Origin of the sequence: Herbaspirillum sp. VT-16-41 (assembly GCF_001994935.1) — a bacterium.
GTDB classification, from domain to species: Bacteria; Pseudomonadota; Gammaproteobacteria; order Burkholderiales; family Burkholderiaceae_D; genus Herbaspirillum; species Herbaspirillum frisingense.
The window spans coordinates 1-23,629 of the sequence record NZ_MUXB01000077.1 but is presented as its reverse complement, the minus strand read 5'-3'; the positions used below and the strand labels follow the sequence as shown (position 1 = coordinate 23,629).

The 23,629-nt window shown below is 62.3% G+C and carries 20 protein-coding genes; 13 read left to right on the top strand and 7 right to left on the bottom strand.

Annotated elements, in window-relative coordinates:
- Nucleotides 1-165: 165 nt before the first annotated feature.
- Nucleotides 166-417 carry a hypothetical protein gene (locus tag BTM36_RS04915; protein WP_006464829.1) on the bottom strand — a complete coding sequence of 84 codons (252 nt, stop codon included), beginning with the start codon at nucleotides 415-417 and terminating at the stop codon, nucleotides 166-168.
- Between the two features lie 160 nt (nucleotides 418-577).
- The gene (locus BTM36_RS04910) at nucleotides 578-1,495 is read right to left on the bottom strand and encodes a LysR family transcriptional regulator (RefSeq protein WP_077235418.1); all 918 of its coding nucleotides are present in this window, start codon (nucleotides 1,493-1,495) and stop codon (nucleotides 578-580) included.
- A 99-nt stretch (nucleotides 1,496-1,594) separates the two neighbouring features.
- On the opposite strand from BTM36_RS04910, the gene BTM36_RS04905 reads away from it, so the two are divergent.
- From BTM36_RS04905 to BTM36_RS04895, 3 genes are all read left to right on the top strand, one after another.
- Complete coding sequence (locus BTM36_RS04905) at nucleotides 1,595-3,172, top strand: NADH-quinone oxidoreductase subunit L (protein ID WP_077235417.1); 1,578 nt, start codon at nucleotides 1,595-1,597, stop codon at nucleotides 3,170-3,172.
- 336 nt (nucleotides 3,173-3,508) lie between these two features.
- A complete protein-coding gene (locus tag BTM36_RS04900; RefSeq protein WP_077235416.1) occupies nucleotides 3,509-6,046 on the top strand; it encodes a YbcC family protein in 2,538 nt (845 codons plus the stop codon).
- A gap of 70 nt (nucleotides 6,047-6,116) precedes the next feature.
- Nucleotides 6,117-6,572, top strand: coding sequence for a hypothetical protein (locus BTM36_RS04895; protein WP_254426926.1), 456 nt, complete (start codon nucleotides 6,117-6,119; stop codon nucleotides 6,570-6,572).
- Between the two features lie 33 nt (nucleotides 6,573-6,605).
- Here BTM36_RS04895 and BTM36_RS04890 read toward each other — a convergent pair whose 3' ends face one another.
- Both BTM36_RS04890 and BTM36_RS04885 read right to left on the bottom strand, forming a co-directional pair.
- A complete protein-coding gene (locus BTM36_RS04890; protein WP_174616810.1) occupies nucleotides 6,606-7,481 on the bottom strand; it encodes an MBL fold metallo-hydrolase in 876 nt (291 codons plus the stop codon).
- Nucleotides 7,482-7,604: 123 nt separating this feature from the next.
- A complete protein-coding gene (locus tag BTM36_RS04885; protein WP_077235415.1) occupies nucleotides 7,605-8,582 on the bottom strand; it encodes a site-specific integrase in 978 nt (325 codons plus the stop codon).
- 215 nt (nucleotides 8,583-8,797) lie between these two features.
- Between BTM36_RS04885 and BTM36_RS04880 the strand changes: the two genes are divergently transcribed.
- The 7 genes from BTM36_RS04880 to BTM36_RS04850 all read left to right on the top strand — a co-directional run bounded on the left by BTM36_RS04880 (nucleotide 8,798) and on the right by BTM36_RS04850 (nucleotide 17,683).
- Nucleotides 8,798-9,832 carry a DNA-binding protein gene (locus tag BTM36_RS04880; RefSeq protein WP_254426925.1) on the top strand — a complete coding sequence of 345 codons (1,035 nt, stop codon included), beginning with the start codon at nucleotides 8,798-8,800 and terminating at the stop codon, nucleotides 9,830-9,832.
- 491 nt (nucleotides 9,833-10,323) lie between these two features.
- Nucleotides 10,324-11,892: a cbb3-type cytochrome c oxidase subunit I gene (locus BTM36_RS04875; RefSeq protein WP_077235413.1), complete on the top strand. Its 1,569-nt coding sequence runs from the start codon at nucleotides 10,324-10,326 to the stop codon at nucleotides 11,890-11,892.
- On the top strand, nucleotides 11,889-12,551 hold the full coding sequence (locus BTM36_RS04870; RefSeq protein ID WP_077235412.1) for a cbb3-type cytochrome c oxidase subunit II: 663 nt from the start codon (nucleotides 11,889-11,891) through the stop codon (nucleotides 12,549-12,551). Before BTM36_RS04875 ends, BTM36_RS04870 begins: the two co-directional genes overlap by 4 nt.
- 10 nt (nucleotides 12,552-12,561) lie before the next feature.
- The gene (locus BTM36_RS04865; protein WP_077235411.1) at nucleotides 12,562-13,347 is read left to right on the top strand and encodes a c-type cytochrome; all 786 of its coding nucleotides are present in this window, start codon (nucleotides 12,562-12,564) and stop codon (nucleotides 13,345-13,347) included.
- Between the two features lie 19 nt (nucleotides 13,348-13,366).
- Complete coding sequence (locus BTM36_RS04860; RefSeq protein WP_077235410.1) at nucleotides 13,367-14,461, top strand: c-type cytochrome; 1,095 nt, start codon at nucleotides 13,367-13,369, stop codon at nucleotides 14,459-14,461.
- Nucleotides 14,462-14,465: 4 nt separating this feature from the next.
- The gene (locus tag BTM36_RS04855; RefSeq protein WP_077235409.1) at nucleotides 14,466-16,682 is read left to right on the top strand and encodes a cation-translocating P-type ATPase; all 2,217 of its coding nucleotides are present in this window, start codon (nucleotides 14,466-14,468) and stop codon (nucleotides 16,680-16,682) included.
- 248 nt (nucleotides 16,683-16,930) lie between these two features.
- Nucleotides 16,931-17,683, top strand: coding sequence for a substrate-binding domain-containing protein (locus BTM36_RS04850; RefSeq protein ID WP_254426928.1), 753 nt, complete (start codon nucleotides 16,931-16,933; stop codon nucleotides 17,681-17,683).
- An 18-nt stretch (nucleotides 17,684-17,701) separates the two neighbouring features.
- Here BTM36_RS04850 and BTM36_RS04845 read toward each other — a convergent pair whose 3' ends face one another.
- Both BTM36_RS04845 and BTM36_RS04840 read right to left on the bottom strand, forming a co-directional pair.
- Nucleotides 17,702-19,090: an ATP-binding protein gene (locus BTM36_RS04845; protein WP_077235407.1), complete on the bottom strand. Its 1,389-nt coding sequence runs from the start codon at nucleotides 19,088-19,090 to the stop codon at nucleotides 17,702-17,704.
- Nucleotides 19,087-19,749 carry a response regulator gene (locus BTM36_RS04840; protein ID WP_077235406.1) on the bottom strand — a complete coding sequence of 221 codons (663 nt, stop codon included), beginning with the start codon at nucleotides 19,747-19,749 and terminating at the stop codon, nucleotides 19,087-19,089. Before BTM36_RS04840 ends, BTM36_RS04845 begins: the two co-directional genes overlap by 4 nt.
- 160 nt (nucleotides 19,750-19,909) lie before the next feature.
- Between BTM36_RS04840 and BTM36_RS04835 the strand changes: the two genes are divergently transcribed.
- From BTM36_RS04835 to dsbG, 3 genes are read left to right on the top strand one after another with little or no spacing between them, the layout of a single operon-like run.
- Entirely contained in the window at nucleotides 19,910-20,764 is an 855-nt protein-coding gene (locus BTM36_RS04835) for a TlpA disulfide reductase family protein (RefSeq protein WP_077235405.1), read from the top strand.
- Between the two features lie 8 nt (nucleotides 20,765-20,772).
- A complete protein-coding gene (gene dsbD / locus BTM36_RS04830; protein WP_077235404.1) occupies nucleotides 20,773-22,620 on the top strand; it encodes a protein-disulfide reductase DsbD in 1,848 nt (615 codons plus the stop codon).
- Nucleotides 22,617-23,447: a thiol:disulfide interchange protein DsbG gene (gene dsbG / locus BTM36_RS04825; RefSeq protein WP_077235403.1), complete on the top strand. Its 831-nt coding sequence runs from the start codon at nucleotides 22,617-22,619 to the stop codon at nucleotides 23,445-23,447. Before dsbD ends, dsbG begins: the two co-directional genes overlap by 4 nt.
- A gap of 29 nt (nucleotides 23,448-23,476) precedes the next feature.
- Here dsbG and BTM36_RS04820 read toward each other — a convergent pair whose 3' ends face one another.
- The gene (locus BTM36_RS04820; protein ID WP_077235422.1) at nucleotides 23,477-23,626 is read right to left on the bottom strand and encodes a cytochrome bd oxidase small subunit, CydX/CbdX family; all 150 of its coding nucleotides are present in this window, start codon (nucleotides 23,624-23,626) and stop codon (nucleotides 23,477-23,479) included.
- Nucleotides 23,627-23,629 lie beyond the last annotated feature (3 nt).

The window sequence follows — 23,629 nt, the reverse complement described above, 5'->3', positions numbered from 1 at the left end:
TATAATAATGGCCGCAAGCGGACAACGCAAGGATTTCAGGAAAGGGGCAGGAAAGGGGCAGGAAAGAGAAGGGACTGCAGGCAGGAGTGTGGGCGGGGCTGCGGCAGAGGTCGCGCAAGCAAGCAGGCGGTGGACCGGTGTTGGCGAGATCCTCGCCCGGATGATTCAGGAAGCGGCGTGCAGCAGATCGATCAGCCGACAACTGGCCTGTCTGGCGGCCGCCATGGCTTCTTCGGCAAATGCAAAAGGCGCGTCCTGCCCGCAAAACTGCAGTTCGCCATTGATGTAGAGATCCCAGGTCCACCCACCGACACCGGTTCTTCCATTGCCGCCTGTGGCACCGCCGTCGGGGCTGGCCGGACATTTGAGCTCGATCCGGACCAGCTCGTTGCGATACCTGAAAAGTGCCTTTCTCATCTTCCCCGCCGCGTTTCTTATCGTGGAGCAGGTGGCTTTGACAAAGCTCATCCTGAACAGCCCCAGTGTACGCTATTACTCCAATGACAACAGTGCTATTGAGCCACATGCACGAAATGCAATCATTGCCAATACGGCAATAGCAGTCGTCTATGGATTTTCACTTGGCGGCGATACGCTTCCCTCCAGATGCGTCCGGCCCGGCGCCAAGCAGCTTGTCAAGCCATTCGTCGTGATGATGGTGGGGCGTGGTGATGGCGTAGAAGCTCTCGACCAGTTCACTGGTCTGCCCGGCCACGACCAGGGTGCCGTTGCGCAGTTCATCCTGCACCACCACTTCCGGCAGGACGGTCAGCCAGCCGCTGTCGCGGGCGATCAGTCGCAGCATGGCCATGTCGTCGACTTCGGCGCGCATGCGAGGGCGCACATCGTTGGAAATGCACAGGGCGTCGAACTGCATGCGCAGTGCGTGGCGCGGCCCGGGTAGGGCCATATCCACGCCTTCCAGATCTTGCGGGATACGCAGGCTGCGGCTTTCCCAGCGCTGCGCCGGGCCCACAACCGATACCGCCTGGCTGCCCAGGAAACGACAGTGCAGCGGACGATCCGGGTCGGAGGGCACCGTCTCGTTGGCCAGGACCACGTCCAGCTGGTGTTGCACCAGCCGCTCCAGCAGGCCTTCCAGCAAGCCCGATTCCAGGGTCAGCGACACGGTGGCGTCCGACATCATGGGGCGCAGCCAGTTTTCCTGGTAGTTACGCGACAGCGTCGCCACGCTGCCCACCCGCAGCCGGGTGATGCCGGCGGAGCGGCCTTCCAGGCGGCCCAGCATTTCCTGGCTCAAGCCGAAGATATTGTCGGCATAGGTGAAGACCAGTTGACCGGTATCAGTCAGGCTCAGTCGACGGCCCTCGCGGATGAAGAGATCTTCTTCCAGCTGCTTTTCCAGCTGACGAATCTGGGCTGACACCGCCGATTGCGAGGTATGGAGCTCTTCCGCCGCGCGGGTCAAATGGCCGAGCTTGGCGACTCGCCAGAAATAGCGCAGATGATGGAAATTAAGCTGTTCTAGTCGCATCGTTCTTTTTTATAGATTGATTTGTTCATATAAATGTAATTTACAGAACGATCTTTGACAAGCATCATCCGGCCATCGCACTGCATGAGGCTTCCTGTCATGACCGCCATTTCCGTTCTTTCCTGCGCAGCCTGGGCAGCGCCCGGGCTGATGTTTGCCATGGCCACTCTGGCGGCCGGCACCTCGCTGCCACCCATGCGTCTGTGGCGTTGTTACCAGGCACTCTCAGGCCTGGCGCTGTTGCTGGCATTGTCGCTGGCCGTGGCAGCCTTGTTCTTCGACCGCCATGGCGCTCCCTGGCCCGGGGTTCTGGGTACGTCGACCCTCGGTCTGATGCTGGCGCTGCTGGTGCAGGGCCTGGGCACGGTGATCGGCAGCTTTTCGGCACGCTACCTGCAGGGGGAGGGCGGTCAGCGCCAGTACATCGCGGCCCTGTCGGTGGTGCTGATGGCCGTACACCTCTTGCTGCTGGCGGACCACTGGCTGGTGCTCATCGCCGCCTGGGCGCTGGTCGGGCTGGCGCTGGAAAAGCTGCTGTGCTTCTACCCGGACCGGCCCTTCGCTCGCCTGGCGGCCTACAAGAAACGCATCGCCGACCGCCTGGCCGATGTGCTGCTGGTCGCAGCGGCCGCACTGGCGTGGTCGGCAGTCGGCAGCGGTTCGTTGCCGGCGCTTTGGTCTCACCTGGCTCACCTGCCTCACGCGGAGCAACATGCCATGTCCCCGGGCCTGCAGCTGAGCGCACTCTGCCTGGTGCTGGCGGTGATCCTGCGCACCGCCTTGCTGCCGGTGCATGGCTGGCTGATCCAGGTGATGGAGGCGCCCACGCCGGTTTCGGCCCTGCTGCATGCAGGCGTGGTCAACCTCGGCGGTTTCGTGCTGGTGCGCTTTGCACCGCTGCTGGAGCAGGCCGTGGCCGCGCGCAGCGTGCTGCTGGTGGTCAGTGGCGGGACGGTGCTGCTGGCCGGGCTGGTCATGCTCACACGCATCAGCATCAAGGTGAAGCTGGCGTGGTCCACCGTGGCGCAGATGGGTTTCATGCTGCTCGAATGCGCTGCCGGCCTGTACATGTTCGCGGCCCTGCATCTGATCGGTCATTCACTGTACAAGGCGCATGCCTTCCTGTCCGCGTCGTCGGTGGTGCGGGACACCCGGCTGCAAGCCCTGCATGCGCCGGCCCTGCCATCCACGGCCAGCGTGGTCGGAGCACCACTGCTCAGCGCTGCGTTGGTCCTGGCCCTGCAAAGCGTCAGTCCCCATGCGGCCTGGCCGTGGTGGTGGAGCGGGGTGCTGGCCCTGGCCTGGGCACCCTTGTTGTGGCAGCCGCAGCGGCCGGAGGGGGCAGGCCTGCGCAGCATCGGCCTGGGGCTGGGTGGCGCCGCCGGCCTGACGCTGGCTGCCCTCGTGGCGCACCGGTTGCCGCTGCAGATCGTCGATTTCCCCCGCACCGGCTACGGTGTGCTGGCGCTGCTGACGATGTTGGCCCTCTATGTCTGCATGGGCTTGCTGCAGCTTCGCCCGCAAGCCATGGCGGCATGGCGTCGCCGCAGTTACGCCGGCTTCTACCTGGATGAGGCCTACACCCGCCTGGCCTTGACCCTGTGGCCATCCGACTGGGCGCCCAAAGCGCGCCGGGCGGCCGCAAGTCAACAGAACAATCTAGAACTCATTTCATAAATAGTCGCGAGATGCGTTCTGCCCAGAAAGGGCGCTGGCAAGGCGCGCGACGCGTCGTGTGGTGGTGCCACACGCAAGGAGCGCAACGCGGCCAGCGCCCTTTCTGGGCAGAACCCGGAGGGAGCGGCCCGTTTGGGCGAATTGCTGCGTTACGAATTTGGGTCAAGACGCCCAGTCTTGACCCAAATCCGCGCCTTGCACTTCATCCCAAACGGGACTCGCTCGCACTCGCGCCTATTTATGAAATGAGTTCTAGCTACAACGCAGACCGCGCCCAGCTTGCTGGGCGATGCCCGGCATTGAGCCAGCCAGATCCGGATCACAAGGAGAACACCCATGAATGCCTTCCATCAGAATGCCCAGGCAGCGCTGGCCAGCGCGCCGGTGCAGGCACAGGCCTGGACCGGGCAACAGGACCGTCTGCTCGAACAAGCCTGCCAGGACGCCTGCGGCGCCATTGCCCCGGCCTGGCCACTGGATCGCGCCATTGCCGTCAATCCCCACTGGACCCGCGTGGGCCTGCCGCTGCGCCAGGTTGCTGCGCGCATGCTGCTGCTGGGCGGGATCCAGGTCTTCCCGCCGCAGGAGCAGTTGCGCCAGGCCTGGGAGCAGGGCCGCGTCACCCGCGACGACTTGCGCTATGCGCTGCAACAGTCGCAGGAAGCGGCCGACCGTGGCATCGACGAGGCCCATTGCCTGGCGATGCTGACCTCGCCCACCCAGGTGCAGCGGCTGCCCTTGCTGATCGACGTCCTGGACAACGATCCGCAGCGCCATACCCGGCTATCCTGGCGGCAGGCCATCACGCACCAGGTCAGCCAGACCTGTGCCGCCTATTTCGACCGTCACCAGGCCGATTGGCAGCCGCAGCGCGGCATGGGCCTCTACGCCTTCTGGCGCGAGACGCTGGAGCATGACCACGGCATCGGCCTGTTGATGGGCCTGCCACACATCGCCGATGGGATCCGCGCCTTGCCGCCCAGCGCCCATGAGGCCGAGCGCTGGGTCATGCAGCACCTGGGCCTGCCCAGCGAAGTCTGGGCCGATTATCTGGAAGCAGTGCTGCTGACGGTCAATGGCTGGGCCTCCTGGTGCGCGTATCTAGGCTGGCAGGCGCGCCTGGAACAGGGTGAGGACCAGCACCTGCGCGAACTGCTGGCCATCCGCATGGCCTGGGGCGCCTTGCTGCTGGAGTGCAAGGACGATGCCGCCGCCGGTCACGCTTTCCACACCGTCCAGCAGGCCTGGGCGCGTTCGCCGGAACGGTTGCAACAGGCGCAGCACGATCTGCTGGTGGACGAACTCTGGCAGGTGGCCCTGGAGGCCGGCTATCAGCGCCGTCTGGCGCAGCAACTGCAGCGCCACGGCGAGCCCGCCGCGAGCGCTGCGCCTACCATCGAGGTGCAAGCCGCCTTCTGCATCGACGTGCGCAGCGAGCCCTTGCGCCGCGCCCTGGAGAGCGTGCATCCCGGCATGCAGACCCTGGGCTTCGCCGGTTTCTTCGGTCTGCCGGTGGCCTATACCCCGCTGGCCAGCGAAGCCAGTCGTCCGCAATTGCCTGGCCTGCTGGCACCGGCCTACCAGGTGCGCGATACCATCCAGCCGGCCGGCGCCGCCCAGCCCAGCAGCGTGCTGACCGACGCCGTGAGCCGCAGCCGGCGCCAGACCCTGGCCACCAAGGAACAGTGGCAGGGCAATACTCGCTGGCCGGGTTCGGCGTTTTCCTTCGTCGAGGTGGCCGGCGTGACGGCGCTGGGGGGCTTGTGGAAGTGGTTGCGCCCCGGACAGGCCGAACGCGCGCGTGACGACCTGCACGGCTTGCCGAGCCGTTACCGCCAGCTCTGCCGTCCGCAACTGAACGCCATCTCGCTTCCCGACAAGATCACCCTGGCCGCCCGGGTGCTGCACGCCATGGGACTGGATCGGCAGATCGCGCCGCTGGTGCTGCTGGTGGGCCATGGCAGCCAGTCGGCCAACAATGCGCATGCGGCCGCCCTGGATTGCGGCGCCTGCTGCGGCCAGACCGGCGAGGTCAATGCCCGTACGCTGGCACAGCTGCTCAATGAGACCGAGGTGCGGCGCCGCCTGCTGGAGCAGGGGATCCTCATTCCCGAGGACAGCCGCTTCCTGGCCCTCCTGCACAACACCACCACCGACGAGGTAGAGGCCTTCGATCTGGACCTCTTGCCGACGAACGCCCGCCAGCGCTGGGATGCCCTGCAGCCGACCCTGGCCGAGGCCGGCGACCGGGTGCGCCGTGAACGCGCTGGCCGGCTCGGCCTGCAGGACAGGCTGACGCCACCGGCCCTGTTGAAGGCATTGCGCCGGCGCGCCAATGACGGTGCCGAGACCCGCCCGGAATGGGGGCTCACCGGCAATGCCGCCTTTCTGATTGCGCCCCGCGCGCGCAGCCGTGGACTGGATCTGGGCGGACGTTGCTTCCTGCACGATTACGACGCCAGTCAGGACGCCGACGGCAGCGTGCTGGAACTGCTGATGACCGCACCCATGCTGGTGACCCACTGGATCAACTGGCAGTACCACGCGTCCACCAGCGACCCGGTGCGACTGGGCAGCGGCAACAAGCTGCTGCACAACGTGGTGGGCGGCACCATTGGCGTATTCGAAGGCAATGGCGGCGATCTGCGCATCGGGTTGTCGCGCCAGTCACTGCATGACGGCCAGCAGTGGGTGCATGAGCCCTTGCGGCTGACGGTAGTGGTGGACGCCCCGCAGGCAGCCATCGACGACATCGTCTCCCGCCATGCCATCGTGCGGCAGTTGCTGGAGCATGGATGGCTGCATCTGTGGCGCTTTGCCGGCAGCGGCCTGGTGCAGTGGAAGCAGGGCGGCTGGCAGGGTCTGGCTCTTTGAAAACCCCGGGACGCCCGGTATTTGAGGTAGCATGATCGCCGTTTTGCCTACCCTGATCGCCGGAGAACCCATGAAATCCACCCAGCCCGCCCTCGGCCCCTTGCCCGGACCTGGCCTGTCGCACCGGTCGCGCCGGTCGATTGGCCAGGCGCGGCAGCGCGCGCCGTGGCACTACCTTGCCATGTTGTGCCTGGGGCTGGCGCTATCGGGCTGTGCCACCGAAGCCTATCGCGCCACCGAAAGCCAGTGTGCACCGGCGGCTTACGCGCAATACCCGGTGATCAACCAGACCCGCATGGAAATGCGTACCCGCCCCATCCAGGTGCCGACCGGGCAGACCCGCTGCAGCTCCGTCACCAACGGCAACCGTACCGATACTGTCTGCCAGGACATCACCCGCACCGAGTACCAGCAATACCCGGTCTACGTCACGGTCGACATCAACGAATACGGCCGCGACCAGGTCATCGCCGCCTGCGCCCGCAGCCAGTGCCTGCGCACGCACGGTAATCCGGACTGCAAATAGACTGAGAGACTGATTGGCTGAGGACGGAGGCGTTCAGACCGCGTCCAGCGGAATCTTCAGGTAGCGCACGCCGTTGTCCTCAGGCGGCGGCAACTGGCCGGCGCGCATGTTGACTTGCACCGAAGGCAGCAGCAATACCGGCATACCCAGGGTGGCATCACGGGCGCTGCGCATGGTGACGAATTCTTCTTCACTTATACCGTCACGCACGTGAATGTTGTTCTGGCGCTCCTCGGCGACGGTGGTCTCGAATTGCAGGGCACGGCCATTGGGCTGGTAGTCGTGGCACAGATAGATCCGGGTGTGCGCCGGCAGACTCAAAACCTCGTGGATGGAGCGGAACAGGGTGCGCGCATTCCCGCCGGGGAAGTCGCAGCGGGCGGTGCCGTAGTCGGGCATGAACAGGGTATCACCGACGAAGGCCGCCACCTCACCGGCTTCTTCCACGACATAGGTGATACAGGCCGGCGTATGGCCCGGTGTATGCATCACGCGGGCATGAAGCTCACCGATCTGGAACCGTTCGCCATCGGCAAACAGGTGATCGAACTGGCTACCGTCCCGGGCAAAGTCACCACCCGCATTGAACAACTTGCCGAACACACCCTGCACCTGGCGGATGTGTTCGCCGATGGCGATACGCCCGCCCAGCTTGCGCTTGAGATAGGGAGCCGCCGACAGGTGGTCGGCGTGGGCATGGGTTTCCAGGATCCACTGGACCGAGGCGCCCAGTTCCCCCACGCGCCGTATCAGCAGGTCGGCGCTGGCCGTCGCGGTACGACCAGACTTGGGGTCGTAGTCCAGTACGCTGTCCAGCAGCGCGCATTGTCCGGTGGAGCGATCCAGCACGATATAGCTGACGGTACTGGTGGCGGGGTCGAAATGCCCTTCAATGTGCAGCTTGTTCATGTGGATTCCTTCCATGTCGGTGAGCACCCTCTATCAAGATGCATGCCAGCCAATGTTTTCCAAAGACGCCAGTTTGCCACTGTCGGCATGCTTGCGGCAGCGTGTTGCGTCAAAATGCCGGCCTTAACTGTCTGGCGCATCGATTGCGGGTGAAGGCAAAGGCTTGGGCGGCAGCAAGCGCTCCAGCATGTCGCGATGATAGGGGTCATGCGAATCCACGTAGCGCGAGGCCGAGCTGATGTTCTTCCAACCGACATATTCCATCAGTGCGCGCATCTCCCACCCATTGGCGCTGGCCCAGCTGGCAAAGCCGCGGCGCAACGAATGCGCGCTGTACAGATGCACATCGGCAATGCCGGCTGCGCCCAGGATGCGCCGGAGCAGGGGAATGATGCTGACGGCATGGATGGCGTCCTCGCTGATGCGGCCCCAGCGATCGATGCCGCGCAATACCGGACCGCTGCGCACGCCGCTCACCGCCAGCCAGTCAAGATAGGCCGCCACCGGGCAAAGCCGCGACAGCGCCGGCGTCAGATAGGTGCTGCCCTTGAGACTGCGGTCGGTCTTGGTGCGCGGCAGCTGGATGCGCATGCCCTGGCCGGCCACCGCCTCGATGCGCTCCACTTCCAGGCGTGCCAGTTCATCACTCCGAAAGCCCCGCCAGAAACCGATCAGCAACAAGGCCTTGTCGCGTGCATGCCGTAGCAGATCGGCAGAGCGGCCCTGCTGGCGAGCGAGGTCCTGTTGCTGCTCCAGCCAGCCCACGGCCTGCTCCAGCGCATCCAGTTGCAGCGGGCGGGCACGCCTTTCCTGGGCGGGATGCACTTCCTGGATGCCGCGCAGCATCTTGCGGACCACCGGCGCCTTGGTCGGGTCTGGAAAGCCCTGATCAATGTGCCACTGACCCAGCGCGGAGACCCGCTGCTTGAGGGTGTTGTGCGCCAGCACGCCGGCATAGCGGGCCAGGTAACGCAGAATCCCGTCCGCCGTGGCCGGCAGGAAGCCACCCCATTCCTCCTCGAAGTGCTTTACGGCGGCGCGGTAGCTGCGACGGGTGTTCTCGCGGGTGGCAGCGTGCAGGTAGTCGTCAATGGCAATCATGGCGAGTCGCGCGCATCAGGCGCAAAAGAGGAAGAGCAGGGCTGAAAAACGGCATTTTAGCCGATGGGAACAGATAATGAGCCAATATCCAATCTCAATACTGAGATTATATTTGGCGAAAACTCTTCATTTGTATTACGTAATTACGTATTATGTAATACATTATCAAATAACGGGATGCGATCATGGCCCGGACCGGCTTGTACAAATCGGAAGTGAAGAAAGCTCGCGACAGCCTGCTGGCGCTGGGCCGGCACCCCTCCGTGGATGCGGTACGCGTGGAGTTGGGCAATACCGGGTCCAAGACCACCATCCACAAATATCTGAAGGAATTGGAAGAAGAGGAGGGCATCGGACAGCAGCCTCGCAGCATCAGCGCGGCCCTGCAGGAGATGGTGGAGCGCCTGGCGTCCCAGCTGCAGGCCGAGGCCGATGAGCGCGTGAGCGCCGCCAGGGAAGAGGTGAGGGCAGTCACGGCCCGGATGGAGCAGGCCCTGGCCGAGGCCAACGCGGCCAATGCGGAGTTGTCGACCCGGCTGGACCTGGCCGGAAAAGCCCTGATCGCTGCCCGTGCCGCCCACGAAAGCAGCCGGGAGGAATGCCAGCAACAAGCCGTCGCCCTGCGCGCACTGGAGGTGCGGACCACCGCCTTGCAGGAACGCCTGGAGGAAAACGAACAGCATCGCCTCTCCCTCGAAGACAAGCACCAGCACGCCCGCGCTGCCCTGGACCATTACCGCAGTGCCGCCAGGGAACAGCGCGAGCAGGATCAGCGGCAGCATGAGCAGCAACTCCAGACGGTGCAGGCCGAACTGCGTCAACTGCGCCAGGAGCTCATCGTCAAGCAGACGGAAATCACTCCCGTCAACCAGGAAGGGGTGCGCCTGGTGGCCGACCTCTCGCATGCGCGACAAGCCCTGGTGGAGCAACAGGCACTGGCGGATCGGCGCGAGCAGCAGCTGGAATCGCTGCAGCAGGTGGCGGCCGGCAAGCTTGTGCTGGAGGCGCAACTGGCCGACAGGAATGCAGCACTGGCAAGCCTGCAGGCCAGCCGGGCCCAGACCGAGGAAGCCCTGGCCGGCGCCCGCAAGCAATTACAGGAGACGGAAATAGAACTGGCGGCCGCCCGCGCCAGGCTGGAAACCCACGAAGCGCTGACGCTCGCATGGCACCAGCAGAAAAATCATGAAGAAGAGGGTGGTCAGCAGGCGCCGTCTCCGGGACCAGAAGATACCGGCTTGGAGCGGTGACAGGCGGCGTCGAGCCGGTTGCATCGTTAGCCGTTTCAAAGACCGCCATGCGGCGGATCAACAGCCCCTAACGGCCCCTAAGCCCCTAAGGCGTGATCTTCCGCTTGCGCCGTGGCTGACGAACGCTTCCGCCGGGTTCATGACGGCCAGCCGGTGCGATATCGGCCAATTCCAGTTGTACCGCGAAGTTATGCACTTGCGTGACCATGAAAAAATCTGGCCCAGCTTGTCAGCGCGTTCCGGATCTGAATGCCGGTGTCGCTGGGGTAACTGCCTCCAAGATCATTGTTCCTTGTCAGGAGGCTTGACACTCAAGATCATCGCTCTGCATCTCGATTCGATGACCTGCGTTAACGTTCATTTAATCCTGCGGTACTAATCTCCCTGCACTTTACAGCTATAAAAAAGGGGACGATGGTCATGTATCAGGTTCATCATTACGGGTGGTGCCGTCTGCTAGGGACGCTGAGAGCATCATCAGGAATGTCCGCATGACTACCACCATTGGTCTTTTACTGTTGCTCAGTTTCCTGGTGTCACTGGCGGCGCTCGGGACACTGATCTGGGCCATCGCCAATCACCAATTGGACGTAAGCCGGGCTGACGCAGCCTCGATTTTTTTGCAGAACGAAGCCGGTCAGTTTGACGCGCCTTCCATTGACGCTTCATCCGGGGACGCTGCACATCGGTTCGATGCACAGCGCGCTGGCATTGATGCTCCCGGCCGCCGGGTGGTATTGCTGGCTGCCAGCATGTCCATGGTGTTCCTCGTCACGGGCTCCTTGTTCGGTGTGCTGGCCTCGCTGAAAATGCACATGCCAGATTGGCTCGCCAGCAGCGCGTTGACCACTTTCGGCCGCGCTCGCACCATCCACCTGAATCTGGTCGCATACGGGTGGCTATCGGTGGCAGGCGTCGGCGTGGCCTTGTGGCTGATTCCACGTATTTTTCACACGCCGTTGCGGCGTCCTGCAATGGCCTATGCTGGCGCCTGTCTCTGGGTCCTGGGCGTGATCGCGGGTGTCACTGCCATCGGCGCTGGCTGGAATGATGGTCTGGAGTGGCTGGAGATTCCCTGGCAGATCGATATCGTGCTGGCCATTGGCGGCTTTCTGTTGGCCTGGCCGGTCGTCGAGACGGCCTGGCATCGCCAGGTACAGCATATCTATGTGACGGGATGGTACTTCCTGGCCGCTCTGGTCTGGTTCCCGGTCTTGTTCATCATCGCCAATCTCCCCGGCGTTCACATGGGAGTGCAGCAAGCCACGATGAACTGGTGGTTCGCGCACAATGTGCTCGGCTTGTGGCTGACTCCATTGGGCGTCGGAACGGCCTACTATCTGATCCCGAAGATCATCGGCAAGCCCGTTTATTCATATAGCGTCTCCCTCCTGGGATTCTGGGGCCTGGCGCTGTTCTACAGCCAAGTCGGCATCCATCACCTGATCGGCGGACCGGTGCCGACCTGGGTTGTCACCCTGTCGGTGGTCCACAGCGTGATGATGTTCATCCCGGTGATTGCCGTGGCAGTGAACCAGCATACTACGGTGATACAGAATTTCTGGGCCTTTAGGCAATCCATGGCGCTGCGCTTCGTCTGGACCGGTTCTCTGATGTATACAGCAGCGTCCTTCCAGGGCTCGCTGGAGGCGATACGGGCGGTCAATTCGATTACCCACTTCACTCATTACACCGTCGGCCATGCACATTTGGGCGCCTATGGATTTGTTTCATTGGTGATGTTCGGCGCGTTCTACTACATGATGCCCCACCTGACCGGCAAGCCATGGCCGTGGCCACGCATGATTGGGCTGCATTACTGGCTTACCTTGCTAGGCTTTGGCATTTATTTCGTGGCATTGAGTGCGGGAGGTTTCTTCCAGGGAATCGCCTTGCTCGATCCAGAGGCCAGTTTCGCCCGTATCACTCAAGACCTCATGCCCTATCTCCAAGCGCGTTCGCTCGGTGGCAGCATCATGACCTTGGGCCATATTCTGTTCGGGGTACATTTCTTCGCCCTGCTCATGAGCAAGGGATCGATCAGAGGAGCTGCCGAATGAACCGTATCACGCCTTTGATGCTCGGCGCGCTGCTTATCTTGGTGTTCGCCACGGTGCTGCTGGTGCTGTTGCCGGGATGGCAGGTGCGCTCGATATCGGCGCCGCCGCAGCTCAAACCTTATGACGCGCAACAACTTGCCGGGCGCGAGCAATACGTGGCCAACGGCTGCGTATACTGCCACAGCCAGCAGCCACGTTCGGCCGGACAGACGCTGGCCGATCTGGCGCGCGGCTGGGGCCGTGCTTCGACCCCGGGGGACTACGCCTATGATGCACCGCATCTGCTGGGCACCATGCGTACCGGCCCGGACTTGCTCAATGTGGGTGTACGGTTGCCTTCACGGGACTGGCATCTGACGCATCTTTATCAGCCCCGCGCCATTTTCGACTGGAGCATCATGCCGTCGTATCCCTACCTGTTCGAGATAAAGGGCAAGGCTGCACCGGGCGACGTCGTGGTCAAGTTACCAGCGGCATGGCAGCCTAAAGATGGTCAGGTAGTGGTGGCACGGAAGGAGGCGCTGGATCTGGTGGCTTACCTTCAAAGCCTTAACCGAAGCTATCCGGCTGATCTGAGCGAGGAACGCCTGCGGGATCAGGGTTATAACGGTGCGGAGTCATCCGGCACAGCAACCAGCGCTACAGGCGCTGCCAATTGAGGCGGGGGCCATGTCAAGTCAGGATAAGTCGGTCCAACAACGGCGGCATCAGGTGGACGAGAGTTTCGAGCCATGGGAACGCGCGCGTCCCATTCCCATTTTCGTATTGGCGACCCTCATCGCCTTGGCGACTTGGGGCGGCATGACCTATTGGCGAGGTTTTGTCCCATCCCCCGCTGCTCAGCCAGTGGCCACGTCACAGCAAGCCCGGGCTTCATTCGAGCAGGTCGATTCGACCGCCCCTGCCGTAGTGCGCCTGGGCAGTACGACGGTTTGGAGCTGTGCCTCGTGTCATGGCGGCCAAGGGCAGGGCAGCGGTCAGACGCCGCGCCTGGCGGGATTGTCGCTACGATACATGAGCAAGCAATTGCATGATTTCGCCAAGGGAACAAGGCTCAACGAATCGATGCGCTACGTCGTCACACAACTCAGCGCTGAAGAACTGGCTGAGGCAGCCCGTTATTACTCAGGTCTTGCGCCGCTGGCACCGTCTGCCGACGCCGACCTCGATCCGCAGAGCCAGTTGCTCATGCGCGGCAAACATCTGCATGAACAAGGTGATTGGGACCGTAATATTCCAGCGTGCTTCACTTGTCATGGCAAGCAGGCCGAGGGTGTCGGCGACGACTTCCCCCGCCTGGCCGGTCAGCAGCCTGAATATTTGCTGAGCCAGTTGACGGCGTGGAAGGGCGGTGCACGGCACAACTCGGCACAGGCGCTCATGGATGACATCGCCAAACGCATGAGCAACGACGACATGTGGGCCGTGGCCCAATATCTGGCCACCTTGAAATGAGCCGGCACGGAGAAAAATCATGGAAAATACCGAACCCAGCATGACCTCGCGCATGTCCAGCCGCAAGCGCGCCGCTCTGGCCGTGTTACTGGGCGGCTGCATGTTTGCCGTCGGTTACGCACTGTTGCACACTGGTGTCGTGGAGCGTCTTTACTCAGTTCTGGGAGGCAAAACGCCAGGGACTCAGGCTGCCCCGATTTATTCGCGCGCCCAGATGGAAGAGGATCGCAAGAAGCTGCAAAACGATCCTCGCTCGGACCAGCCGCGCACGCCAGTTGATGCCCAGGGATTCTATATTCCGCCCAGTGAGGCATCCATTCCCAAGAATGCGTACGGCGACGCGGTACGACGCGGCCGTGCTATCTTCACTGAAACCGGTCTGCGTGTGAAAGACCATGTGGGCAACGCCCTGGCCTGCGCCAACTGTCACCTCGATGCCGGGCGCCGTCACAATTCGGCGCCGATGTGGGGGGCTTACGGGGCCTATCCGGCATTCCGTGCCAAGACAGGTGCCATCAGCACGCTGGAAGACCGCATCATGGGCTGCTTCACTTATTCCATGAATGCTCAAGGCTCTCCCAGCGGCGGCCCCCCGGCAGCCGGGAGCGATGTTTATCGTGACTTGATGACCTATATGGCCTGGATGGCAAATGGCGCACCGGCCGGTGAAAAGCTGCCGGGCGCACTTTATCCCAAAGTTCCCAAACCAGCCTTGGCCTACGATCCCAAGCGCGGCGCTACTGTCTACGAGCAGAACTGTGCCTTGTGCCACGGTTCCCAAGGGCAAGGCCGGATGGAGTCGGACGGCACCGTTCGGTTCCCGCCGCTGTGGGGTGCGCAATCCTACAATTGGGGCGCAGGGATGGCACGCATCGACACGGCGGCCGGTTTCATCAAGGCCAACATGCCGCTGGGCAAGCCCAATTCTCTGAGCGATCAGGATGCGTGGGACGTCGCGGCCTACATCAACAGCCGTGAACGTCCCAAGGATCCGCGTCAGACCGGTACAGTGGCCCAAGCCGCCGAGAAAGATCACGCCGGCGAGCAAAGCTATTACGGCAAGATGCTGGAGGGCAGGCTTATCGGTGTAGGCACCAGTGCCAGCGGCGGCTAAGTTCATGGATGCGGCCGACCTGGAACCGGTGCGCAGCGCTGGCCGCATGGTGTTTTCGGTACAAGGAATGTGGTGCGCCAACTGCGCCATGGCCTTGCAGCGGGCCTTGGCGCGGGTCAAGGGCGTACGCGAGGCACAGGTCAACTTCATTTGCGGCGCAGCAGTGCTGACCTGGAATCCGGAGAGTATCGATTTTGCGGCACTGTTGCAGCGCGCCGCCAAACTGGGCTATCCGCTGATGCCGCCGCAGGATCAAGATACTTCCACCCACGCCTTGCACAAGCAGTCCCGGTGCATTCAGTTTCGTCTTGTGGTCTCGGTCTTTTTTGGTATGTGGAGCATGCTGGGTTGCTGGGTGTTGTACCTGGATTCCAGCCTGGCCCTGACACCAGATGGGCTGGTCATTGCCTGGCTGGCACTGCTGGCCGCTTTGCCGGTGATTTTTTACTGCGGCCATGATTTCATGCGCATGAGTATCCGGGCGCTGCGCACTGGGCTGGCCGGCATGGATACGCTCATTTCAATGGGTGCGCTTGGCGCATTGCTGGTGTCGCTACTCAATCTGCTCAGAGGAGACAGCACCATCTATGTAGATGCGTCAACGATGCTCATCAGCTTCCTGCTGGCGGGGCGCTTGCTTGAACTGCACGCCAGGCAAGCCAGCGGTGCGGCCCTGCAGGCCTTGGCACAACTTGCACCGGAATCGGCCAGCCGTGTCAATGCTGCCAATGAAGAAGAAATCGTCCCGCTGTCGCAGCTGCAGGTCGGCCAGAAGGTCAGAGTACGCGCCGGTGAGCGTATCGCCGTCGATGGCATGGTGCTGGAAGGAACCTCGTTGCTCGATGGGGCCTTGATGTCAGGCGAAACGATGCCGGTGCAGGTGGCGCCGGGCGCGATAGTGCAAGCCGGCTTCATCAATCTGCTATCCCCCTTGCTGGTCAGAGTGGAGGCGCTTCAAGGCGCGCGCCGTATTGATCAGTTAGGCTTGCGTATGCTGGAGCTGTTCGGCCAGCGCAGCCAGCTATCGCAGTCCGCCGAGCGCTTCGTGCGCTGGATCTTGCCCCTGATCTGCTCCCTGGCCATCCTGTCCGTTGCGCATCGATGGTGGGTGGGCGAGCAGCTCTTGCCCGCGGTCGTGGCAGGCCTGAGCATGCTGGTGTCGGCCTGTCCCTGCGCCGTCGGGGTATCCGTACCGCTGGCCTACGCAATCGCAGCACGGCGCGCGGCGGCCAATGGCATCCTCTGGCGTGATCCGGCCAGCATCGAGGGGCTGGCGTCGGCGCATGTGATCGCCTTCGACAAAACCGGTACGCTTACCAATGGCGCTCTGGAGATTGATCATGTGAGCGTGGCCGAAGGTCAGACGCAAGAGCAGGTCCTACGCTGGGCCTGGGAGGCGGAATCCGGGGTCATCCATCCGGTGGCAGAAGCTCTGCGCCGTCATGCCGCCATCTACCATTGGGCATTGCCTACCGCAGCAGCACCGGTGCAGCGACTGGCCTGGGGAGTGTGTATGCAGCTTCCCGATGGGCAGTGGCGTCTGGTGGGAGCGCGCACGTGGCTTGAACAGGAACGCGTGACCGGACTGCCGCCCCTGCCTGAGCGCTCGGGTAGCGTTCACGTGGCGCAGGGCGGCCGCTGGCAAGGCGGCATCTCTTTCAAGGACGTGTTGCGAACCGATACGGGTACGGTACTGGCGTCGTTGTCGGCGCAGGGAAAGAAACAAGGATTGTCCTTGTGGCTGATCACGGGCGACAGCGCCCAGGCAGCGCACGAGCTCGATGCGGCCCTGAATCATCCTTTTGCTCGAGTACTCAGTGTTTGTTCACCGGAGGACAAAGCGGCCGCCATCGCCAGCGTGACGCAGACCGTTTTCGTGGGGGATGGCGTCAACGATGCGCTGGTACTGGCCCGCGCCGCCTGCGGCATAGCCGTGCCCGGGGCCAGCCAGGTCGCCGTCAGCGCGGCTGGCATGGTCATTGCGGAAGGGGGGCTGGCGCAACTGATTTGGGCTCGTCGCTACGCACGCCAGACCCGCAATGTGGTGCGCCAAAATCTGCTGTTTTCTATCATCTATAACGCCGGCGTGGTAATTTTTCTGTTCTTTCACGGCGTCACCCCGTTTGCTGCGGCGCTGGCGATGTTGGCCAGCAGTGTCTCCGTCATGCTTAATGCCAGCCGCTTGAGCTGGCCAAGCCGGGGCGATCAGCCTACCGGCTAAAAAGTGTCGTCTTACGTACCGGTCATGGAATAAAAGGCCGCTTGGGGACGTATACCCCATTGATCCCTCGGGGTGCCCCTCTGCAGACAGCAGTATCAAACCTCTGTCGAGCAATGTCTCCACCTAACCATCGTCATGGAGTTTTCGTGAAAAAAACAACGGATTTAACTGTATTCAATTCCTTCATGTCCGCTCACCGTGTACCGGTGCCCGGACGTACGCGTCTTTGGCGTCGGGCCAGTCTGGCAATGGCAGCGCTGCTGGTAGCGGCCAGCAGCGCTGCATGCGCGGCCGACGGGGCCGTGCTCAAGGTCTATGGTCCTGGCGGGCCGGCACCGGCGATGAAAGAGGCAGCTGCTAGTTTCTCTGCGGTCCATCATGTCCAGGTGGACGTGGCTGCTGGCCCTACCGGTCAATGGGTTGAGGCCGCCAAGCAGGATGCTGAAGTGGTTTTCAGTGGTGCCGAGAACATGATGTCGGACTTCGCCAAGGCACTGCCGGGAGCGTTTGACCTGAATGAGGCCGAGCCGCTGTATCTTCGGCCGGTCGCCATTCTGGTCAGGCCAGGCAACCCCAAGAGCATTCGCGGCTTCAAGGACCTGCTGCGCCCGGGCATCAAGGTTCTCACCGTGGCGGGTGCCGGCCAGACCGGTTTATGGGAGGATGTAGCCGGCCGTACTGGCGAGATCGAAACGGTTAAGACCTTCCGCAAGAACTTGGTATTGCCGGAAGCCGGCAATAGCGCACTGGCGCGCGAAATGTGGACGAAGAATCCGGACATTGATGCTTGGCTGATCTGGAACATCTGGCAGGTTTCCAATCCAGCCCTGGCCGAGCAGGTTGCGGTGGAAGAACCCTACCGCATCTACCGCGACGTCGGCGTTGTGCTGACCATGCGCGGCAAGCAGTCACCGCAGGCGCAGGCATTCGTGGCTTATCTCAAGTCCGATGAAGGCCGCCGTATTTTTGCCAAGTGGGGATGGATGAGTACGGCCAAGTAAGCCGTGAGCCTCTCAAGCCTAGTCGGGAGGAGCAGGGTTGTGGCGCTTGAACACCACCGTCGCCAAGGTACCTCCACCAGCACGGGGAAGCAGCACAAGGCTACCCTGGTAGCGTTGCAGGATACCGTTGACGATGGCCAGGCCTAGCCCGCTGCCCTGTACCTTGGTTGACTGCGGTCCGCGCCAGAAGCGGCGGCCGACCTGCAGGCGATCATCGTCACTGAGGCCGCATCCGCGATCAAGCACGCGCAATTCGACCTCATCGTCGCGCAAGTCACACTCCAGTTCCACCCTGCAGTGCGAGGGCGAGTAGGCCAGGGCATTGTCGATCACATTGCGCAGCACCGTGCCCAGAAGAACCTCCGGCATGGCGATCTGTGCTGGCTCCCGACCTGCGTCAAGCGCTTCAATGCGGGCAGTCAGGCGAGTACTTTTCACCGCTGGCAAGCTCCTTGTCACTGACTGCAGCACCAGGCTGAGCTGGCTTACGGCATACGTATGCGTGCTGCCGTCAATCCGTGCCAATGCCAGCAACTGCTCTATCAGATGCTGCATGCGCTCGACGCCCTGATGGGCCATGTCCAGCGCTTCATCAAGTTTATCCAGCTGGCCAGATTGCTGCCGAGTCATCTGGGCAATCTGCAGATGCAGCTTGATGGCCGTGAGCGGCGTGCGTAGCTCATGGGCGGCGCCATCGGTGAAGCGTTTTTCCTGCATCAGCGCCTGGCCGACCTGAACTACCAGTCGATCCACCGTGTTGGCAAATGGCAGTAGTTCGGTTGGGCATTGCTCCTGTGGAAGCGCACTCACATCCTCGGGATTTCGTCGCTCCAGCCGCTTGCGCAGTCGCTCCAGGGGCGCCAGCCCCCAATTCACGCCGAACCACACAGCCAGCAGCATGCCGACAAAAGCAATCGCAAAGGGCAGGGCGGCGGCCAGCGCAATCTCGCGCAGCAGACCTTCCCGGCTGTCAATTCGGTCAGCCGTGGCAATGCGCATGCCATTGTCCTCCAACACATAGGTGCGCCACAGCTTGCCACCAAACGTGCTGACCCCATAACCTATTGGCAACCGGTCCAGGCGTGGGCTGCCAGCGGTCCGCGCCAGCGTGCGCTCGGCCACTTCGCCACGCATCAGGCTGACCTCGCAGACCAGGCCATCGCGGCCGATCACGTCCAACGGCATGGCGCTGCCCTGGCTGGTAAGGTTGCGCGGCATTGTCGCCATCAGGCCGGCTACCATCCGCGCCGAGGATGCCAGCCGGTCATCCAGTGCCTGGCGCAGATGCTGGCGTACGTCCAACAACATCCACAGCGATACAGCGCTCCAGAGCAGCAACAGCGACAGGCCGATGATGGCCATGAGGCGCAATTTCAGGCTCAGGGCGGGATGGCCGACGGGATTCATTCAATGCCCCCGATGCGGTAGCCCAACCCGCGGATCGTCTGAATCGACTGGCTGCCTAGCTTGCGCCGCAGGTGGTGGATGTGGACATTGAGTGCATTGCTGCCCACCGGATCGGCAAAACCGTAGAGGCTGCTGTGCAACTGTTCGCTGGTGAAGATGTGCTCGGGATTACGCAAGAGCGCCAGCAGCAGGGTAAGCTCGCGACGCGAGAGATCGACCTCTTGGTCATCCAGCCAGACCTTGGATGCGCTGGGATCGCACTTGAGCCGTCCATGGCGGATGATGTTGTGCGGGCGGCCCTGGCCGCGGCGGACGATGGCATGCAATCGCGCGACCAATTCACTCAGATCAATCGGTTTGACCAGATAGTCGTCAGCACCGGCCTCTAGCCCCGCGACTCGATGCGCCACAGCGTCACGCGCGCTCAGGATCAGCGTCGGCATGCCAATCCCGCGCATGCGCCAGCCATGGAGCAATGCCTGCCCATCGCGATCGGGCAGGCCCAGGTCGAGAATGCAGATGTCGAAACTGGAAGTGCTCAAGGCGGCATCCGCCTGTGCCGCCGAGGAAACCCGGTCAACGGTGAGACCATGCAGTTCGAGCCCGGTCTTGATCCCATGGGCGACCAGTTCGTCGTCTTCAATGACCAGAACATGCAACTGAAATTCTCCTGTGAACGTTAACGCAAACCATGATGATAGGGGCTTTGCTTCTGCCGAGGGGAAAACAGTTGGCAGCCATCAGCCCATTAATTCTGGCTTAATCCCAGTGGGCTAAGGTGATCACCATGAACAGTGAAAAAGCAAGCCGATCTGCCCTATGCATGATGTTTTGACCATAGGGCCGCTGGCCGTGAACGTGCACGTGCTTGTGGCGCTGGCAGCGCTACTGATCGGGCTGATGGTCAGCCAGGGGGTGGCACGCCGCCTGAAGACCAGCGATGCCGGGATGGGCTGGTTGCTGCTGCTGGCCGTGTTGATTGCACGCGGCAGTTTCCTGCTGCGCCATCTGCAGGAATATCGGGAGGCGCCGCTGTCCTTGTTCAATCTGCGCGACGGCGGCTGGGATCCGATCGTCGGAGGGGGGGCTGCATTGCTGGCGATGCTGTGGCTGACGTTCTGGCGCCGCCGTCGCAGCCTGCCGCTTTGGGCAGGTTTGTTGAGCGTCACCTTGGTCGCCGCCAGCGGCCAGTGGTTTCTACAGGTCCAGTCCAGGCAACACACTCTCTCCCAGCCTGCTCTCCAATGGCTGCCGCCCATGACCTTGCCCGCACTCGACGGCAGTACGCCGGACCTGCGGCAATGGTCAGGCAAACCGTTGTTGATCAATTTCTGGGCCAGCTGGTGCGGTCCCTGTGTCCGTGAGATGCCGATATTGATGGCGGCGCGTCAACGCTACGGCAATGTTCAATTCATCTTCGTCAACCAGGGGGAAAGCCCCGCGCAGGTGCGCTCCTTCCTGCAACGCGAAGATCTGCCCACGCAAGACGTGCTGCTCGATACGCAGCTAGCATTGGGGCGTTTTTTCGATGTGCGGGGCTATCCCAGCACTTTGCTCTTCGATTCCCGTGGTCAGAAGATCGCAAGCTCGCAAGGGGAGTTTTCACAAGCCACCCTGGCGGAATTTCTGCGGGCACTTCCTGCGCCAACAGTCACGTCTGTCTCGTCTCCTTAAGTCTGTCCATGTTGTCATTATTTCATCGCTTGTTGCGGTCCTGGGGCTGCCATGTGTTCGTTTTCGTGGCTTTGCTGCCCGTCACCTCCTGGTCGCTCGACTTCAAGCCATCCGCCGTGACCGGCGCCACCCCCTTTCTCGGTGCCGAGCAAGCCTTCCGCTTCCGACTGGACCAAGGGGGTGATGGCAAGCTCCAGCTGCGTGGGCAGATCGCCGATGGCTATTATCTCTATCGTGACCGTATCGATGCCGTCAGCCTCGTGGATGGAAAAAGTATCGCGCTGGACAAGCCTGAGGGCGAACGCAAAGACGACCCCAATTTCGGTGCGGTCCAAATTTATCGGCACGAAGTTCTGCTCACCTTGACCGCTTCGGCCAACGGGGACATTGAGCTTACCTGGCAGGGCTGTGCTGACGCCGGCCTATGTTATGCGCCCCACACCCAGCGGATCCATGTCCCTGCTCCCGCTGATGGCGGCACCGCAGCATCGAACACCTTCGATTCGCAATCTCTGGCCCAAGCAGCCTGGAGCGGCGGCAGCGACATCCAGATCAGTGATTTTCTGCAACGTTCTTCCTTGCTGGTGCTGTTACCGCTCTTTCTGCTGATGGGCATGGGAATGGCCTTTAGCCCCTGCGTACTGCCGATGGTGCCGATTCTCTCCAGTATCGTGGTCGGGGCCAATGCTTCGCGGACGCGCTCGCTGATGCTGTCGCTGGCCTTCGTGCTTCCCATGGCACTGGTGTACGCCGCGATGGGAGTGGCCGCGGCCTACCTGGGAACGGGATTACAAGCGCCTCTCCAGCGCCCCGAAGTGATGCTGGCCTTCGCACTTGTGTTTGCTCTGTTGGCCCTGGCAATGTTCGGCTTTTATACCCTGCAATTGCCGGCCTCCGTGCGTACTCGGCTGGAACGCCACTCGCCGCGCGGGGGATCCCTGACGGGGTCAGCAAGCATGGGCGTGTTGTCGGCGCTACTGGTTGGCCCATGCATGACGGCCCCGCTGGCCGGCGTACTGCTCTTTATCTCACAGACCGGCAAGATGCTGAATGGGGGCTTACTGTTGCTATCCCTGGGCCTTGGCATGGGCGTACCGCTGATGATTGTCGGCACCTTGAGCAGGCAGCTTCTGCCCAAGCCTGGAGCGTGGATGGAATGGATCAAGAACGCTTTCGGTTTCGGTCTATTGGCCATGGCGGTGTGGATGGCGCAACGTGGCCTGCCGCCAGCAGCTGGCCTGGCGCTGTGGGTGTTTTGGCTAGCCAACCTGGCCGTGGCTCTCTATGTCGGCGGTCAGGGGTTGCCTGCGCGCTTGCGCATACCGATGCTTGCCGCCGCCGCCGTGCTGGGCTGCTGGGGCGTGCTTGCCGCAATCGGCCTAGCGGCCGGCCAACCTGATCCCGTTCATCCTCTACAAAAAATGTTTCAGGCCCGGCGCGCTCCCGCGCTGGCCCATGCTGGACAAACGCTTGCTGTTAGCACGTTGCCCGCCCTGAGGCAGCAACTGACTGCTGCGGTAGGACGCGGCGAAGCGACCATCGTTGATTTCAGTGCGGATTGGTGTACTTCCTGCAAGACTCTGGAGCACCAGGTATTAACCGATGCGAGCGTAGTCGATGCATTGCGTGGCATCCAGCGCATCGAAGCCGATGTCACCATCGCTGGCCCTGCCCAGCAGGCATTGATGCAAGCCTATGACGTCATCGGGCCGCCGACCTTCCTGTTTTTTGATGCCTCCGGCAAGGAGCGGCGCGATCTGCGATTGGTGGGTGAGTTTAATGCTGCGCAACTTCGCCGGCAATTGCAACGTCTTGCTCAACACGGCCACAGTGCCGATAAGAAGGAGTCACCATGATCTTATCCATTTGCTCCCGCCACGCGCTGACCACGCTAAGTGTGCTGGCCATGCTGCATTCATCTTCGGTCAACGCCGAGACTGCACCGAAGACACCGCCCACGCTCAAGGCCTTGGAGCAGCAGGGCGTGCACTTCGTGACCGACACGCTTCCCGCCCCCAAGGGCATGAAAGGTTGGGCCGCCTATCACGGCCAGCAGCCGCTCGCCTTTTATGTTGCCGGCGACGGTAACGTCATCATGGGTACCTTGATGGACTCTGAAGGCGAGGACATGACCAGCAAGCCTTTGCAGGCTGCCGTTCGGGCAGCGATGATGGATGGCATCTGGAAGAGGGTGGAAAAAAGCCATTGGGTGGCTGAAGGAAGCCCCTCAGCCCCCCGCACGCTCTATGTATTCACCGATCCGAATTGCCCCTACTGCACTCAACTCTGGTCGGAGACCCAGCCCTGGGTCAAGGCGGGCAAAGTGCAGATTCGCCATATCCTGGTCGGGATATTGACGAAAACTAGTCCCGGGAAGGCAGCCGCCATCCTTGCTTCCGGCAACCCAGGCAAGGCGCTGACGGCCCATGAGACGGCGTATTACGAAGCGCGCCAGAAGCACGCACCAGATGGCCGGAAACTCGACTCGGATGCGCAAGGCATCGCCCCATTGGATCGTGTTCCGGCCAATATCTCTCAGCAGCTCGAAGAGAACGCCCGTATGATGCTGCAACTGGACTTGCAAGCCACCCCCGCGCTGATCTGGCGCGATGCGTCCGACGCAATACAGATCAGACAGGGAGTGCCGCAGGGTGAACTGAAGAAAATAATGGGGCCTCTTTGATCTGAATAATTTCCTCAGCTCAGACCAATTTAGCGTCCTTGCCTTCGTTCGGCGTGCTTGCGCGCATCAACGAAGCGCGCGTGGGTCTCCTCGGCCTTGCGCCGTCCGAAGGCGTAGTTGGCTTCCAGCCACATGACATTGATGATGCCGAAGGCCAGCGCCAGGCCGATGCCGAGTATCCA